The sequence below is a fragment of the Chryseobacterium sp. NFX27 genome (assembly GCF_049887855.1).
In the GTDB taxonomy this organism is placed as follows: domain Bacteria; phylum Bacteroidota; class Bacteroidia; order Flavobacteriales; family Weeksellaceae; genus Chryseobacterium.
Window position 1 is genome coordinate 245,842 of sequence record NZ_JAGEKK010000005.1, and the last position, 17,765, is coordinate 263,606.

The window sequence follows — 17,765 nt, forward strand, 5'->3', positions numbered from 1 at the left end:
GCGAACAAGCTTTACAGTCTGGCTCTATTCCAATTCAGAATATCATTATCCAAACTATTAATTTTGATCATTTTTATTCGCTTATATATCAATAGTTTTGGTTAAAAAAGATTTTAATTTGTATCCATTAAAGATTTATATAATTCAGTTTAAGTGTTGACTGACTGATATAGCTTTTTTTCGAAAATATATTTTTTTTTCATCATTTGTGTTGTTGCCACACCTAATATAGAGGGTGTGGCTTTTTACTTTATGTAATCTGGATTCGTTTTAAGAAAATTAGGCCCTGGAATCTGGCCATGGTAAGAACTACCAATTAAAGGGTATAAGGGAATTATTTTTTTGATGAAAGGGATCTGAATTGGGAGGGAGTTAGACCTGTCTTGGATTTAAAAAACTTAATAAAATTGGTAACCTCTTTAAAACCCAGCTTGTATGCAATTTCACTTATACTTTTATCGTGATAACAGAGGTTTCTTTTAATTTCCAGAATCATTCTATTCGTCAACCATTGTTTTGGTGTCTGTTTTTCTTCTTCCAGAAAAGCAATCTGAAGCGTTCGCAAACTCACATTTAAATTTTCAACATAAAATTCTAAGGTATGTCTTTGATGAATGTTTCTATTAACCATAGACTTGAATTTTGACAGTAAAAGTTTGTTTTTAGAAACATCCAGCTTTCTGTCCTTGCAGCCAGATAAGTTATCTGCAATTAAAAGGATGTTGAATAGGTAATTATTTAAAATGGCAGACTGAGCCTCATGACAGGGTCTTTTAAGTTCATCATCAATAAAGCCGAACAGGGCGGAAATCTCATCAAACCTTTCCCCTACTTCAAAATAAGGTAAGTTTAATGGATCATTAAATAGATCTGTTTGTCCAAAAAACTGGGTCTGAAATAAATTATTTGTACAAAAAAAGTCTTCAGTAAAAATTAGTACCTTACCCTTGTAATTGACAGGCTCATGGAATTGGGTAACTTGATTTTGAGTAACAAAAAGCATACACTTGCGCTCTACATCAATGGTGTTAAAATCTATAGTATGCTTCCCCCCGCCTTCATCGAAAAGATAGATAACATTAAATTCTGTTCTATGTGGCTGGAATAGCTCCGCAGGCCGTAGTAATAACAACTCTGATATGTTTTTGGTATTGATATAAGAAATACCATTATCAGCATTAAGAAATGGCTCAATTAGGAATGCTTCCATTGTTGTATTATATAAATGAAACGGTTAAAGCAGTAATTATATTTACAATTTTTTATATTTCTTTTCTGAATTCAGTAATACAAGAGCTAATGCACTATGAGAGAGTCCTGTCATAAAGTAATAAAAGATCCTACTGAAATTTCCTCCACAACTGCAATGTTCATTCCAAAAAAAACTGCACCTATACTGATGCAGTTTATACACAAATGATAAAAAAATATCTAGGATCTCTTACGTCCTTAATCATCTTTGAATCTATACCATTCATTTTGATTAGTGCCACAAAAATAATTCCTCCAGATGAAATTATTTCGATGAAAAAACGTATAAAAAAGGTAAATATGCGAAGTAATAAATAAAATATAAAAGCCGGTCTCCTATTACCTGTCTGCAGAATATAAAAAAGCCACCGCAATTTTATACGGCAGCTTGTTTTTATCATCAGTTTTGAATTCTATTTAAGCTTATAAGAATTTCCGTTCCAGAGATATGTTTTGGAAGAACGTTTTTTCTTTTCTCTGTCCTTCTCATCTTTTTCCATTTCCTCTATTCTAAAAATAAAGGTATTAGGAATTCCGTCTTTATCATTTGGAAATACAAATTCCTCGGAATGATAGTATACATCGGCATCCCCTACATTGGTTAGCTGTGGCAGAGCGACCAGTTTTTTATCTTTTAAAAGAACATACTGGCTATAGCTTGCAATTCCGCAGGCTTCGCCGGAAACCATAGCTTTAAGGGTGAGTTCCACATTCTGCAGCTTATGTCCGCTTTCAACGGTAAATTCAGCATAGCTTAGCTCCTCCCCGCTTCCGGTGTCAAAATATACTTCATCAATCAAAGTATTTCCTTCCATTGCTTTTATTCCGGCAATGTTTTGCTTTACAGTTTCATTATATTCTTTATTTTTCCGGTCTACTGTTTTCGATAATCCAAAAAGGAAGTCGTAACCGTTTTTGTTGCGGTAGCCAACACATAAATTTCCACCCCAGATATACCCTTCGGAAACCAAATCTCCCTTCTGATAGGACACTTTATACCAGTTGGCCCCTCTTTCGCCCAGCCTGAGCACTTTTTCTTCCCTCTTAAGAATCATCACCTGCTGATTGGTCTGCAATGAATCTGTTACTTCAGCTGTTACATCCGGTTCTTTTCTTACTCTGGTCCAGTCTGTGAAAATTTTCTGGGGTTTATTCTCTTCAAAGAAAAAAACGCCGTCAGGATAAGCCATATCGTTATCCTGCGCCGAAAGAAGCTGTAACATCACCAAAAACAAAAGGCTCAGTAAAGATCTCATATTCCTGTTTTGTTTCATTATTTTTCCAGCAACAGACTTACCCATTCTTCACGCTGCAGCTTCTTTTTAAGTTCCAGTCCGCTCTCCTGACAAACTTCAAGGATATCATCAACATCAAAGAAGCACAATCCTGACAACAGCAGCTGTCCACCCTTATTCATGACAGAAATATAGGTTGGGATATCAGAGATCAGAATATTCCTGTTGATATTGGCCAGAATGATATCAAAACTCTCATTTCCCAAATTGTCTGCGGTTCCCAATTCAATATCCAGTTCAACGCCGTTTCTGGCAGCGTTTTCTTTTGAATTTTCCACAGACCATTCATCAATATCAATTGCTTTTACATCTCCCGCACCCTGCTGTTTTGCATAAATGGCCAGCACGGAAGTTCCACAGCCCATATCAAGCACTTTTTTACTGTTGAAATCAATATCCATCATCTGCTGAATCATCAGGTGAGTCGTGGGATGATGTCCTGTTCCGAAAGACATTTTGGGCTGAATGATAATTTCATGCATTCCCGGAACAGATTCATGGAATTCTGCTCTGATCAGCACTTTATCATCAATATTGATTGGCGAAAAATTCTTTTCCCATTCTTCATTCCAGTTGATATTGGGCATTTCTTCGAAGGAATACGTGATCTGTACATTTTCATTTTCAAAAAGCGGAAGTGCCTTAAGATCTTCTTCTTTAAACTGTTCCTTCTGTATATATCCTAAAATTCCGTCAATTTCTTCTGTAAAGCTGTCAAAACCTATTTCGATAAGCTCTGCCATTAATATCTCGTTCCATGGCTGCAGTGGAGAAACCTTGAAATTGAATTCTAAATAATTTTGCATGTGAGTGAATAATTTAGTGCAAAAATAAGGATGTTATTATTGTTAAAAAAATTGAAGGGTCATGAGTATTGTTATATTTTGAGAATAATGCCTTTGTCTTAATAGCAAAGGCTGGTACCGTTTTTTATGTTTTGGCTAAAGCCGGATAGGTTTGTGTAATAGAAAAAGCGGGCTAAAGCCCGCTCCTATTGAATATTTTATAAATTTTAGTTCCCGCAACATCATGTAAACCTGAATCCCGGAACTCATAACCAATCTAAGGATTTGTAGAAAAAATAGAACCGTTGGCAATCAATGCTCTTCTGTTCATTTTCAAAATATCTCTTACCCATTCTGCAAAGTCTTCCGGCTGAAGTACTTTATCCGGATTCCCGTCTGTAAGGCCTCCCTGAATACTCATATCGGAAGCAATAGTACTTGGTGTCAAAGTGATCACACGGATGTTCTGCTTTCTCCATTCTGCCATCATGGACTGCGACAGAGATACTACCGCAGCTTTGGATGCTGCATACGCTGACATATTCGGGCCGCCTTTTAAACCTGCTGTAGAAGCAACATTAACGATATCTCCTTCACCGTTAGCCTTTAAGAAAGGATAAACTGCTTTAGCCGCATAATATACTCCGAATAAGTTGGTCCTGATTACCTGTTCCCAGGTTTCGGAAGGCATATCTTCAATACTTCCAAAATCTCCGATTCCGGCATTATTAATCAGAATATCTACGCTTCCCAGCTGTTTCGCAAGGGATTCTATACCTGTTTTCACTTCGGATTCATTATCAATACTGAAAACAGCATAGGCCGAGTTTACTCCAAGCGCTTTAATTTCTTCAACCGTACTTTTAAGGTTATCTGCATTTCTACCGGTAACAGCAACATTCACTCCTTCATTGGCTAAAGCTAAGGCAACCGCTTTTCCCAAACCTCTTCCACCACCTGTTACGATGGCATTTTTTCCGTTTATATTCATAATATTATTGTTTCGTAAGACAAATTTACGAAAGAACATTTTTAAAAGGCCGGCAGAATATGGATTTAACTGAATTTTAATAGCGGAATTAAGCTTGCAGATTTTTTCTTTAAACCACAAAAGTCATAAAAGCTTTTTATGCTTAAGTTATTTTGAAGTAAAATAATTGCAATGAAAAGTTCACATAAGTCTTTAAACAAAATGAAAATTAAAATCTGCGTAATCCCTGTAATCTGCGAGAGATAAAAATATCAACCACAAAAGTCATAAAAGTTTTTGACGCTTAAGTTATTGAAGTAAAATAATTGCAATGAAAAGTTCACATAAGTCTTTAAACAAAATGAATTTTAAATTTGCGTACTCCCTGTAATCTGCGAGAGATAAAAAATCAACCACAAAAGTCACAAAAGATTTTGACACTTAAGTTATTTTGAAGTGAAATGCTTTGTAAGAAGAAGTTCACTTAAGTTTTTTTAAAATCAAAGATTTTAGAATGTCTATGATCAGAATCTGCTTAGGGAAATAAAAACAAAACCGGCTTAATAATAAACCGGTTTCTGTTTGAAAGTATAGTAAAAAATGAAAAACTAGGGAATAAGAACTGGGTTCTGTACCTCAAACTCTTCGGAAGCGGTAAACTGATTTCCGTACATATCTGCAGCTCTCACTTCAAGTTTATGTTTTCCTAACGCAAGCTTCTTAGGAAAACCTGCCGTCCAGATATGTTTTGACATTTCAGGGTTGGAAGGCCTTCTTCCCGGGAATAAATTCTGTGTAGAATCCCATTTGAATACAGAAAGGGCAAAATTAGGATCTACTGCTTCATCATAAGACATCTCTTCCCAGACTCCGTTGTCTATTCTGTATTCCACTTTATCCTTTTTGCTGCCCATAAAGAAGTTGGCAAGGATCTTTGCAGAAGTTTTCGACGGATAAGGAATCACTTTCGGAACATACAGCTTGATCTGATAGTCTTCCGGTTTTCCTGCCGTTCTGTATTTAACTTTATACTGGTTATTATTAAAGCTGATGAAAGAATATCCTTTCGCCGTGCCGTCCCTCATGGTTGAGGTAGGAAGTCCGGCATCGTCAGGGGTTCCGGAATACCAGTCTCCACAAGTAGTTCCTACATTGTATTCATGAAGATCTTTTGCTCCGTTCCAGCCTGCTTTTTTCGTGTAAAAGATCTGTTGCTGGATATGAGTATGGGCGGATAAAAGCAGAACGTTTTCAAAAGGGTTCAGAAAGTCAAATAATTTCTGACGGTCTGCATTTCTGAAGTTATCTTCGTTATTGTGTTCTAAAGGAATGTGGAAGGAAATGACGATCAACTTGTTTTTATCAACCAGTTTAAGATCATTTTCAATAAATTTCAGCTGGTCTTCGCGGAATCCTCCCCAGTAGCCTTTTCCGTCTCTCGGATCGGGATACAGAATATCATCTAAAATAATAAAGTGTACATTTCCGTAATTGAAAGAATAATTGGCCGGACCGAAATTATCTTCAAAAGTTTCATCTGAAAACTGATCTTCTTTGGCATCATAATTCATATCATGATTTCCCATCACGTTATACCATGGAAGTCCGATTTCTTTCATCACATCTGCATAAGGTTTCTGAAGGCTCAGATTATCACCTACCAGATCGCCTAAGCTGATTCCCAATACTGCATTTTTCTTGGTACTTTTCACTTCATTTACGATTCCTCTTTTAAAATAATCAAGCTCTTTTTCTGTATAAGGCTGAGGATCCCCGAAAACAAGAATATCAAAATTTTTGTTTTCTTCTTTTTTATAAAGTGGGAAATTCAACTCTTTTGGAAGATTTCCGGTTGGTGCCGTTCCTTTGTATTTAAAATCAGCCGGTGAGCCTTTTGGCTTGTGATGGTGATAAAACTGAGGCAGATTATTGCTGTTCAGGGCAGTCTGATATCCTGAAGGTTTGATCACAAAGATGGTCTGGTTCTCCTGAACCGGCAAGCTGTACCTACCGCTTTTATCGGTAAGAACAACCTGAACCCCATTGGAAACCGCAACTCCTTCAACTCCTTTTTCACGGTTTTCTTTCTTCTGGTTCCTGCTGCTGTCTTCAAATACGTATCCTGAAACAGAATCCTGGGAGAACGCCATTGCTGAAATCAATACGCAAGGCATTAAAAATTTTATATTGATACTCATTTCTTTATTCTTTATTCTTTATTCTTTATTCTTTATTCTTTATTCTTTATTCTTTATTCTTTATTCTTTATTCTTCTAATTAATTTTACTTGTTCCACCACATTTTCACATTAATATCATCTCCACCCATCTGCTGCACTGCAGTCTGATAATTGGCTGTATTCAGAACTTTTGGATTAGGCGGATACATTAATCTAAGCGGCAAGGCACCGCCATTCAGAAGGCCGCCATTGTTTGGAAGTACAGGAAATCCGGTTCTTCTTTTTTCAAACCATTGCTGCTGATCTACAAAGAAAAGCGCTATGTATTTCTGGAGCATAATTCTTTCCATTTCAGGTTTATAGGCAACATTAGGATTACTGAAATAGTTGGCAGGCACTACTGCTCCCCACTGTTCTATCGTTGCTTTTACCCCATTCTCATAATACGTCTGCGCGCTTCCCTGGATAATTCCTTTAAAGGCAAGCTCCGACAATATGAACTGCAGCTCAGCATAAGGATACATAAGGATTTTCAGAGGAGCTTTGGCAAGGTTCTGATTTAGATTTGAAGGCTGATAATCGAATGTCGTTCCAAAGGCATACCCGGAAGGTGCCCCTTTATATCCTATATTGACATTGTTCAGATCTTTGGCCTGGGAGAAAAACATGGCTAAACGCGGATCATTATTTGCTTTCAGTGTTGTGACAAAAAATTCGGATGCAGCCCTTCCCGTAGTAAAATCCTGAGGTCTGGCAATAGGCGGCATCAGAGGAGAAACTCCCGTGATGTCCAATTTGGCTCCATCGGCATTGCTTTGAAAAATTGGATATACCGTAGGATTACTGATGATCTCCTGAATTCTTGCATGAACATTCACCTCACCATTCTTGCTTAAAATTCTTGTCAGCAATCTCAAGGAAAGAGAATTGCAGAACTTCTTCCAGTTTGTGATTCCGTTCGCATCGGATTCGGCTTTATAAAACAGGTCATTTCCTGCAAGCACTTTGTTAGTGATAAAAAGAGAATTGGCCGTTTTCAGATCATCCAGCAATTTCACATAAATATCTTTCTGTCTGTCAAATTTAGGCTGTAAAATTCCTTCATCAAGTTTTGAAGCTTCAGAAAAAGGAATATCCCCATAGGTATCGGTCAGATTGGAATAGATCCATGCATTCAGTACCAACGCAATGGCTTCATAGTTTTTATCTCCTTCTTCAACAGCGGCTCTTTTCAGATCGTCCACCTGCTTCAGCCACCGGTAGGAATTATTCCAGAATCCGGCGCCTGTATTTTCAGTGATGTAGTAACGGCTTAGTGAGTTTCCTTCGTTCGGAAAGTCCAGAGATACCTGCATAAGGTCGAAAGTAAAATCATTAGCCCTGTTATAGCCTACCGCAGCCATATTATATTGGACAGGAGCCAGCAGGGAGCTGGCTACCGGTTTATTGATCCGGCTCTGGTCTTTATTGATCTCATCAAGGTTTCTGTCACACGACACGGCAGTTCCTACAAGCATGAGAAATGAAGATATATAGATAAGTCTTTTCATTATTCTGATTTTTTAAAATTTAACATTTAACTGTATCCCTACTGTTCTTGAAGCAGGCAGCTGCCCCATTTCTATTCCAGGGGTAATGGTAGAATCATCCAGCGTTGCAGCCTCAGGGTCAAACAATGGGAATTTTGTCCACATCCAAAGGTTTCTTCCAAATAAGGCAAGCGTTATATCGGTAACTTTCAAAGGGTCAACAATTGATTTTGGGAAAGAATAAGAAATCCTGGCATCTCTGAGCTTGATGAATGAGGTGTCGAATGAGTTCGTTTCCACATTGGCTCTCCTGTAATAATCTGAGTAATACGTAGGAACAGGAACTCCTTTGGTGTTCGGTGAGAAGCTGCCATCCGGGTTCTGAACCACACCCTGACCTACGATCAGTCCATTCGGATTATCTCTTCCCCAAAGCGTATGCTCCAGTTTACCCTGCTCAGACATTTTGTGGTGAGACTGGGAATAGGCTATCCCTTTGTATTGTCCGTCAAATGAGAAGCTTAAAGTAATATTTTTATATTTAAATTCATTCTGAAGACCAGCTCTCCATTTCGGATAGGCATTTCCTATTTTTTTCATTTCTGTAGGCTTAGCCGTCAGTCCGTCACTGCCGTAAATCACCTGGCCGTCCGGAGAATACATCAGACCGTAACCGTACATATCTCCCAGCGAACCACCCACTACAGCATTGTAATACACCACACCGCCTACACTTCCAATGGTATAAGGTTCGCCATGGAATTCTTCAGGAAGGGAGATAATCTTATTCCTGTTCATAGACCAGTTAGCATTGATATTCCAGGAGAAGTTTTTATTTTTTACCGGATAAGCATTTAAGGTCATTTCAATTCCTCTGTTTCTTAGTTCCCCTGCATTAATGATCCTTTTGTTGTAGCCTACTTCATACAGTACCGGAATCACAATAGTCTGATCTTTGGAATTATTTTGGTACGCTGTGATACTGTAGGTTAATCTGTTCTTGAGGATCGTGAAATCCATTCCTCCTTCAATATTGGTGATCATTTCCGGTCTCAGATCCGGGTTAGGATATAACAACGGAGATTCTACGGAACCGGCAAAAGAGCTGTTTTCATAGTATTTATCAAGCATATAGTTGTAGGTATCGTTTCCTACTTTCGACCATGACAGTCTCAGTTTCCAGAAATTGAACTGGTCCGACTTCATTTTGAATATATCAGACAGAACAAATGATGAGGACACTGAAGGATAAAAATAAGATCTGTTGTGTTTAGGCAGTGTACTGCTCCAGTCATTTCTGGCGGTCACATCTAAAAAAACGAGATCTTTATAGCTAAAGTTCGCCAGTGCATAGGTACTGTTTACCTGGTTGTCGTTTGGCCTTGGAAGCTTATTGTCTAATGCAATTGCATTGGTCAGCTGATATACGCCGGCTTTATTGAGACCTATCGCCCGGTAATCATTCATAGTCTGCTCATAATACCTGATATTTCCTCCGGCTGATGCTGTTACTCCAAAGTCTCCGAATTTATTCTTATAGGTAAATAAGATATCATTATTCAGATCTAAATATTTGATATACTGCTCTCTGTAATACCCTTTCAGATAATTGGCAGAGCTCCACGGTCTTCTCTGTGTACGGAACTCACTGCTCCATTCCAGACCGGATTTGAAGGCAACATCAAAGTTTTTCGCAAACTGATAGTTTACATTAATATTTCCGGTAATGATCTTTTTATCTGTAGAATTCAGGTTTTCATAAGCAATAACATAGGGGTTATCGATATATGAACTGAAAGGATGGATCTGGTCTACCTGCTCCTGTCCGTTCTTCCAGATAGGCCGGTACCATGCCAGATCTACGTTTGGATTCTGAAAGATCATGAAATATGAAATCGACTGGTTGTTGTACCCTGTAGCCGGAAGGTTATCACTTTTGGTCTGGCTGAAATTCAGTTTGGTTCCCACCCTTAGTTTACTGCTCATCTTATGATCAACAGATACTGCCGCATTCAGCCTGTCAAAGCCTGTATTCGGCATCATCCACTCATTTTTAAGGTAAGAAAGCGATGATCTGAAGGCAGTGGTCTCATTAGAATGTTCTAATGATAAACTGTTTGAATAGGTAGTTCCTGTCTGCCAGAAATCTTTAATATTATTTTTATAGGGTCTCCAGAGCTGTCTTTCTTTACTTTGCCCCTGTACTGAAGGATCGTACTGGAAATAATACTGCCCGTCAAATTTCGGTCCGAAAGCACTGCTGGTAGATCCGGTATTCACTCCGTCTGCAGAAGCTCCGTAAGAGTAGTAATAATTTCCGCCTTTGTCTTTCTGCATGGTTCCCTGCCCGTATTCATACTGGTAATCCGGCCATTTTAGAACGCTGTCAAAGCTGGTATAGGAGTTCAAAGTAACTTGAATTTTCCCCTTTTTTGTTTTTCCGGATTTCGTGGTGATCATAATAGCTCCTCTGGAACCTCTGGAGCCGTAGAGCGCAGAAGCACTCGGTCCTTTCAGAACGGTAACAGATTCAATATCTTCCGGATTGATGCTGTTGTAGCTGTCCCCATAATCGATCGGAAGGTCGCCTCCCGAACCTGCGCCGTAAGCTGAAGTTCCTGTTCCGTTTCTTTTGTCACTTAAAGGAACGCCATCTACAACGATCAGGGCTCCGTTATTGCCCATATTCATCGAAACGTCTCCTCTAAGGGTAATCCGGCTGGTTCCCAGTGGTCCCGCTCCTGCTGTCTGAACTTTCAGTCCGGCCACTTTCCCTTCCAATGCCTGTGCCCAGTTGTTATTCTGGGTTTTGAGGATTTCTTCTGATTTTACAGTTTGGGTAGAGTATCCTAAAGACTTGTCCTGTCTTTTGATTCCCAAAGCGGTTACCACCACCTCATCAATGCCTTTAACAGTATCTTTTTTTACTTTCTGCTGAGCTGCCAGATTGACGCTTACTAATCCAAGCAGCGACAAAACCAGCAGTTTTTGTGTCTCTTTACGCATATCCTTTTTGTTTGCGCAAAATTAAAACGACATTATGGCTATACTTTTAATACAATTTTAACATTTATTAAAATATTATTAAACAAATCATGAACCTAAGTTTAACACAATATCCAATCAGCTGAAAATCAGTAATTTAAATAGTTAAGAATTTTTAACACCATTGTACATCTTCTTTAGCCTACCTTTACTGTCTTTCGCTGAGAAAATCCCAACCATTCAAAAGGGAAACTTGTTTACTATTCATTATCTACACTTTATATTACCTTATTTTTTTGATTTTTAACGCAAAGGCTTAATTTTAATAACGCAAACTGAGTATGCAAAGAAGAATCAATCTTTGATTGATTGACTAAGCGGACGTATTATTCTATCTCCGATTACATGAAAAAGCCTGCCTCCAAGAGACAGGCTGTACATTTCAAGATTTGCACAATTTTTAGGCAAATCTATTATTTATTCTTTAGCTGATCAGGAATATTGGTCGTAATAAAACCTATTCCCTGATTTTTTAACTCCTGATAAACTGCCGGATCATTTACTGTCCAGGCGTTTGTGATAAGGCCTAAAGTTTTAGCTTCAGAAATCCATGTAGGATTTTTCTGGAAAACGCTATAGTGATAATCCATCCCGTCAAGACCTTCCTTTTTAATCTGCTCAGGAGAAAGCTCACCATTCAGATACTGTACTTTAAACGTCGGTTCCAGCTTTTTGATCTGTTTGCAGATGTTCAGGCTGAAAGAAATATATTCGCTCTGCCCTTCCAGCTTCATATCTCTGATCATTTTAAGGGTTTTCTGAGTGATCTCATTTTCTATTTCCGGAGTTTTGGCAGGCTTGATCTCAACAATAAGTTTTAAAGAAGGATCTTTTTTACCCTGCTTCAGATAATCCTTTAATGTAGGAAACTTTTCGCCATTCGACAGCTTCAATGCTTCCAGCTCCTTGAAAGTGGTTTCAGAGATCTCCATTTCACCATGATGCTCGTCATGATTGATCACAAGAACACCGTCTTTGGTCATTCTGACATCGAATTCCGATCCGTATATCTTTAATTTCTGGGCATTTTCTAAAGATTTAATAGAATTTTCCGTGGTAGGCGGCTGAGCCTGGAAATAGCCTCTGTGTGCAATAATCTGGGTTTGTGCCTTCATTACGACTGTGCTTAAAACTGCTAACCCTAAGATAAATTTTTTCATAATACAATTGGATAATTAAAATAAAAAACTTAAAATGTTTGATAAAGGTAATGTTTAAATGTTAAAAACTGTATTTGGCTCCGATCTGGATCTGATAAGGATTACCGGAAAGAGGCGCCAAACCGCTGGTATTTTTAACGTATTTAAACTGTTTGGTAGCATGGTCGAATTCTGTCACCCTGTACAAAGACATATTACCATAGGATTTATTCACACCCCATTCTTTATTAAGAAGGTTCGCCAGGTTGAAAATATCTACAGAAAGCTCGAATGCACCGATTTTTTCAAATTTAAATTTCTTCGCAACACGAACATCCCATACTCCGTAGAAACCGTTTTTACCTCCGTTACGTTCCGCAATGGCATTGTTATATTTTTCAACATAATCTTTCAAAGCCTGTCCTACTTCCGGATCGTTAAGAAGCGGCTGGGTAATAATTTCCGGGAAAATGTATGCAAGATCGTTAGAATCTACGAAATCACCGTTAATATTTCCTCCTGCAGTCACCGAGAAACGGGTTCCTCCGATTCCTGAATATCTTACTCCCAGAGTAAATCCTGCAATGGTAGGCGAGTTACCGTAAACCACGATCTTATTTCTGAACTGGTTGTCAGAATAGCCCATTCTTAAATCTCTAGGATCACCCTGAACCGGAGTGGACAGTGTTGCAGAATTCGCTACATTTCCGTTGTATGAGGTATTATCTTTGATATCAGACCATGTATAACTTGCCGTGATTTCCCCATCTTTCCAGTAACGGTAACTTGTATCTACCACAAATGAGAACTGGTTTACTTTTCCATCGCTTACAAGCTCAAGCACTCTTCCGAATTTTTTATTGATTCTTCCTTCTTTCCAGTCTACTTTTGCCCCCTGAATTGAAGAAGCCGGCACATACACTCCCCTTCCCCCTTCATTGGCTAGAGTGAATAATGGGTCAGCCTTCATGTTTCTGTCATAATAGAAGTAATTATTTCTTCCTAAAGCCATATAACCCGCAATTCCTGCTCTGAATCTTTCATTAAAAAAGTGAGTATAGGAGATATTAGCCTTATACACAATGGGGATTTTAGCATCTTCTCCAGTATAGTTGATCGTTGGGATCTGGTATTGTGAAAGTGAAGGTACGGTACTGTAATCGTTCCTGTAACTGTAGAAATCCGGAGTAAGCCCAGCCACAGCAGGATCTACATCTACTGTTGCCAGGTGTTTTCCGTCAAACACCAGGTTATTGATCACCATATAATTGTTGATATCGGAAGAGAAGATCCCTGCTCCGAATTTCAGGAAGTCTTTATTCTGCTCATTGAAGTTCCATTCAAACTGGAATCTTGGCTGGATCACAAAAGACTTGATCTTATTATCCGTTCTGATCCCCATCTCGTCGTACAATTTCTGGTTGAATTCAGCCTTTGGATATCCTCCGTAGTCTAATCTTAAACCTGCCATTAAATCCAAACCTTCTCCAATTTTGGTCTGAAGCTGTCCATAAAGACCAATATTCCAGATGCTGGATCTTACAGACGGATCATCCATCAGAGGTACCTCTCTGTAAAATCTGTAAGGGGTAAGATTATTAAAATTATAAAGGTTGCTTGGGTTTGCAGCCTCCTCCCTGAAATGAAACCTTCCGTTTACCTCACTTCCATACACCGATTTTGACGTGGTATACATCAGATCCGCACCAAAAGTATATTTTACTTTATCTGTATTGTAATAAAGGTTGTCAACAATCTGGAATACATTGTTTCTAAAGCTTTCCTGTGCAAAACGGTGTCCCCCGATTTGGATATTTGTAGCCCCGATACCCGGCGAAATGATATTTTCCACGATAGCTCTTGGAACAGGTTTTCCCAGTTCATTGTTCTGGTAGCTGTCCTGAAATGTGTATAGATACTGTGCCTTAAGCTCATTCGTAAGGTTAGGCTTTAGGTTTGATCTTAAAGTTAAGAGTAAGCTATTGTCAATATTCTTATCATTTCCGTACGATTCGAAGAAATTGATCGCCGTATTGTCTCCCAAACCGTTTTTATTAAGATCGTAGGTGAAATTATTCCTTAACGTCAATAAGTTTTTTTCATTGATTTGCCAGTCTAAACGTAAAAACCCTGCATCAGAATTTCTTACTTTATCAAATGAACCGAACTGAGGCGAATTTCCAACTCCGTATTTTTTTCTTGCTATATCAAGGAACTGGTTCAGCGTCTCAGGTGTTGTATTAAATCTCTTCTCGTCGTCTTTAGATTTGATATCCGCAATGATCAACGGTCTAGAATCCAGCTGATGATCCCATGCGACGAAGAAGTGTAATTTATTTTTAATGATCGGTCCGCCTAATGAGAACCCGAACTGGGAAGTAGAGAAATCATTCTCTCTTTTATTTCCTCTGATGTCATACGGACTGGAAAGCCAGTTGGTTCTCAGATATTCCCAGGCACTTCCTGAAAATTTATTTGTACCGGACTTGGTAACGGCACTTACCGTTCCGCCGCCGCTTCTTCCCAGTGTCACATCATACTGGTTGGTGGTGATTTTAAATTCACGCACCGCTTCTATAGAAATAGAGAAAGGTGCACCGCTTCGGCTGGTTGTAGATCCTGCAGAGGTAGGGTTTTTAGCCGTCATCCCATCAATCGTAAAGTTGGTTGAAGATCCCAGCTGTCCGGAAAGGTTTCCGCCCTTTCCACTTAATGGGGACAATTCCGTAAGATTGGTGAAGTTTCTTCCGTTTACCGGAAGCATACTGATATTTTTCGCTGAAATTGCGGTAGCCGCTCCAAGGTTTCCGATCTTATTTTTCAGGTTTCCGGTAATCACTACTTCTTCAATCTGCTTTTCTCCGCCGTCTAAGCTCATGTTCACCGTAACCTGATCTCCGAAGTTAACGTTGTAACCTTCTTTTTTCTCCTCGTTCACGATCACCGTGTAGGGTCCGCCCAAAGGAATTTCTTTGAAGATATATTCTCCTTTAGAGTTGGTCTCCGTTTCCGTCCTGAACCCTGTTGACTCGTTCACGATCGTTACTTTCACTTTTTCCTGAGCCGTACTGCCCAGTCCTGTTACTTTTCCCACAATAGAAGCCTGCGTAGTCTGCGCATAAGCCAGTGTTCCAAATCCCAAAAACAATAATCCTAGTACAATCTTTACTTTTCTCATCTTTTCAAATTAGATGTGCAAAGGTATTTTGACTTTCTGAACCATCTGTTTAAGGGAGTTTTAACAAATTTTCAACTAAATCATAACATTATGTTAAATTAATTTAAACAAACGTTTTAAAATGATGATTACTAACATTTTAAATGGTATTACAACTTTTTAATATTTCCAGAATATTTAATTATGGTATTTTTTAATGGAATTAGTTTAGCTATTTTTGCTCAAAAGATAGAAAGCAATGTCTGAAAACATACAGCAAAAAATAGAACAGCTTCGTAAAGAGCTCCACCAGCATAATGAGAACTACTACCTTCTGGACACTCCTACCGTTACTGATTATGAATTTGATATGCTCCTGGAGCAGCTTCAGGATCTGGAAGCAAAACATCCGGAATTTTATGACGAAAATTCACCTACGGTTCGAGTAGGCGGCGGTATTACCAAAGTTTTTCCAACGATTCAGCATAAATTCAGAATGTATTCCCTGGATAATTCTTATGATTTCGACGATCTTGAAGACTGGGAGAAAAGAATTATCAAAACCATCAGCGATCCTGTGGAATTTGTTGCAGAGCTGAAGTATGACGGTGCTTCTATCTCCATCCTGTACGAAAACGGAAAACTGGTACAGGCTGTAACGCGTGGTGACGGTTTCCAGGGCGATGAAATTACTTCAAACGTCCGTACTATTTCAGATATTCCTCTGACGCTGAAGGGCGATTTTCCAGCCTCTTTTTTCATGAGAGGTGAAATTTACCTGACCCGGAAGAACTTCGACAAGATCAATAAACTGCGTGAGGAGGAGGGCCTTGATCCTTTTATGAATCCAAGGAACACGGCCAGCGGAAGTTTAAAAATGCAGGACAGCGGAGAAGTGAGAAAACGCGGACTTTCATCGGTGCTTTACCAGTTTATTTCTGAAGACATTCCGGCACAGAGTCATTGGGAACTGCTTCAGAAAGCACAAAGCTGGGGCTTTAAGACCTCCCAGCAGGCCAAACTCTGTACAACCATGGATGAAGTGAAAGAATTCATCAGTTTCTGGGATACGGAAAGACATAATCTCCCTTTTGAAATTGACGGAATTGTTCTAAAAGTGAATTCTCTACAGCAGCAGAGACAGCTTGGCTATACGGCAAAGTCGCCGAGATGGGCTATGGCGTATAAATTTAAAGCTGAAAAGGTTGAAACTGAGCTTCAGAGCGTATCCTATCAGGTAGGAAGAACGGGTGCCATTACTCCGGTTGCCAATCTGAAGCCTGTTTTACTGGCAGGAACGATCGTTAAAAGGGCTTCTCTTCACAATGAGGATATCATTAAAAAACTTGATCTGCATGATCATGATTTTGTTTATGTGGAAAAAGGCGGTGAGATTATCCCAAAAATTGTGGGTGTTAATACTGAAAAAAGAACTGACGAAAGCAAAGAAATAGAATACATCAAACACTGTCCCGAATGCGGCACGGAGCTTGTAAAAATTGTTGATCAGGCGATTCACTTCTGTCCGAACGAGCTTCACTGCCCGCCACAGGTTGTGGGAAGAATGATCCATTATGTGTCCAGAAAGGCTCTGAATATTGAAAATCTTGGAAGCGAAACAATAGAACAGCTGTACAGAGAACGTCTGATTGAAAATCCTGCAGACTTTTATACTTTGACGAAGGAACAGCTTCTTCCGCTGGAAAGAATGGCTGAAAAATCGGCGCAGAATATTATTTCCGGAATAGAGAAATCAAAAGAAATTCCGTTTGAAAAGGTTCTGTACGGAATCGGGATCAAGCATGTGGGGGAAACCGTTGCCAAAAAACTGGTGAAAAATTTCGCTACCATTGATGAGCTTAAGAATGCTACCGTAGAAGAGCTTTGCCAGGTGGAAGATATCGGAGCAAAGATTGCCGTAAGCATTGTAGAATTCTTCAATAATCCGGAGAACATCCTGATGATTGAACGTTTAAAATCATACGGCGTGCAGCTTGAAAAGGGAGAAAGCACGAATGAAGTCCTGTCTAATATTCTGGATGGAAAAGCTTTCCTCTTCACGGGAAAACTGTCCCTGTTCACAAGAGAGCAGGCGGAGGAAATGGTGGAAAAGCATGGCGGAAAAAATATTTCTGCAGTTTCTAAAAACCTTAATTTCCTTGTGGTAGGCGAAAAAGCGGGAAGCAAGCTGAAAAAGGCCCAGGACATTGGTACCATCACAATTCTGGATGAACAGGAATTTTTGGATCTGATAGAGAAACAGTAATCTCTTTAACAAATAAAAACAGAAGAGGCTGTCTCAAAAGGGGCAGTCTTTTTTTGTGTCTCAAAGTTTGCGATCTACAATTTTTCAGGTTTAGATTTCCGTTATTTGTTTTTTCAGGAATTTTTTTGATATTTTAGTAAAAAGCAGGA

10 protein-coding genes are annotated in these 17,765 nt (G+C 39.0%); 1 reads left to right on the forward strand and 9 read right to left on the reverse strand.

The window, feature by feature from the left end; translation table 11 throughout:
* Positions 1–334: 334 nt before the first annotated feature.
* The 9 genes from J4Q03_RS08155 to J4Q03_RS08195 all read right to left on the reverse strand — a co-directional run bounded on the left by J4Q03_RS08155 (position 335) and on the right by J4Q03_RS08195 (position 15,371).
* Complete coding sequence (locus J4Q03_RS08155) at positions 335–1,210, reverse strand: helix-turn-helix transcriptional regulator (RefSeq protein WP_426047691.1); 876 nt, start codon at positions 1,208–1,210, stop codon at positions 335–337.
* Between the two features lie 454 nt (positions 1,211–1,664).
* On the reverse strand, positions 1,665–2,507 hold the full coding sequence (locus J4Q03_RS08160) for an SH3 domain-containing protein (protein WP_426047692.1): 843 nt from the start codon (positions 2,505–2,507) through the stop codon (positions 1,665–1,667).
* Between the two features lie 17 nt (positions 2,508–2,524).
* Positions 2,525–3,352: a 50S ribosomal protein L11 methyltransferase gene (gene prmA, locus J4Q03_RS08165; RefSeq protein ID WP_426047693.1), complete on the reverse strand. Its 828-nt coding sequence runs from the start codon at positions 3,350–3,352 to the stop codon at positions 2,525–2,527.
* Positions 3,353–3,608: 256 nt separating this feature from the next.
* Positions 3,609–4,322, reverse strand: a complete 714-nt coding sequence (locus tag J4Q03_RS08170) for a 3-ketoacyl-ACP reductase (RefSeq protein WP_426047694.1) — start codon at positions 4,320–4,322, stop codon at positions 3,609–3,611.
* A 587-nt stretch (positions 4,323–4,909) separates the two neighbouring features.
* Entirely contained in the window at positions 4,910–6,475 is a 1,566-nt protein-coding gene (locus J4Q03_RS08175; RefSeq protein ID WP_426047704.1) for a calcineurin-like phosphoesterase C-terminal domain-containing protein, read from the reverse strand.
* Positions 6,476–6,584: 109 nt separating this feature from the next.
* The gene (locus tag J4Q03_RS08180) at positions 6,585–8,030 is read right to left on the reverse strand and encodes a SusD/RagB family nutrient-binding outer membrane lipoprotein (protein ID WP_426047695.1); all 1,446 of its coding nucleotides are present in this window, start codon (positions 8,028–8,030) and stop codon (positions 6,585–6,587) included.
* A 12-nt stretch (positions 8,031–8,042) separates the two neighbouring features.
* On the reverse strand, positions 8,043–11,015 hold the full coding sequence (locus tag J4Q03_RS08185) for a SusC/RagA family TonB-linked outer membrane protein (RefSeq protein WP_426047696.1): 2,973 nt from the start codon (positions 11,013–11,015) through the stop codon (positions 8,043–8,045).
* A gap of 452 nt (positions 11,016–11,467) precedes the next feature.
* Entirely contained in the window at positions 11,468–12,214 is a 747-nt protein-coding gene (locus tag J4Q03_RS08190) for a glycerophosphodiester phosphodiesterase family protein (protein ID WP_426047697.1), read from the reverse strand.
* A gap of 61 nt (positions 12,215–12,275) precedes the next feature.
* A complete protein-coding gene (locus J4Q03_RS08195) occupies positions 12,276–15,371 on the reverse strand; it encodes a carboxypeptidase regulatory-like domain-containing protein (protein ID WP_426047698.1) in 3,096 nt (1,031 codons plus the stop codon).
* A 238-nt stretch (positions 15,372–15,609) separates the two neighbouring features.
* Between J4Q03_RS08195 and ligA the strand changes: the two genes are divergently transcribed.
* A complete protein-coding gene (ligA, locus tag J4Q03_RS08200) occupies positions 15,610–17,616 on the forward strand; it encodes an NAD-dependent DNA ligase LigA (RefSeq protein WP_426047699.1) in 2,007 nt (668 codons plus the stop codon).
* The last annotated feature ends 149 nt before the right edge of the window (positions 17,617–17,765 follow it).